1 protein-coding gene is annotated in these 255 nt (G+C 71.0%); it reads left to right on the top strand.

Features of this window, described 5'->3' with window-relative positions; all coding sequences use genetic code 11:
- The coding region (locus KGQ19_RS53705) for a hypothetical protein (RefSeq protein WP_212022552.1) at positions 1 to 255 on the top strand (255 nt) is incomplete at both ends.

The raw sequence follows: 255 nt of genomic DNA, 5'->3' as shown, positions 1-255 counted from the left end.
ACCGTCCTGGCCCTGGAAGGCTCCTTCGCCTCCGTCCTGGGCGGCGCCCCCGCCGCCGCAGTCGTCTTCGCCGGCGACGTCAACTCCCGCACCGCCAACGACCCCCGCATCCGCGACCTGGAAACCCACATCACCACCGCCGCCGGCACCGACCGCGCAGCACTCACCGCGGAACTCGACGAACTCCGCGCCTCCGTCCGCGCCGAAAAACTCGGCGAAGTCGCCGCCGAATTCGACCGCGTCCACAGCATCCAA

This window comes from Catenulispora pinistramenti, from assembly GCF_018274385.1.
In the GTDB taxonomy this organism is placed as follows: Bacteria; Actinomycetota; Actinomycetes; order Streptomycetales; family Catenulisporaceae; genus Catenulispora; species Catenulispora pinistramenti.
This window is presented reverse-complemented; position numbering and strand designations above follow the sequence as displayed.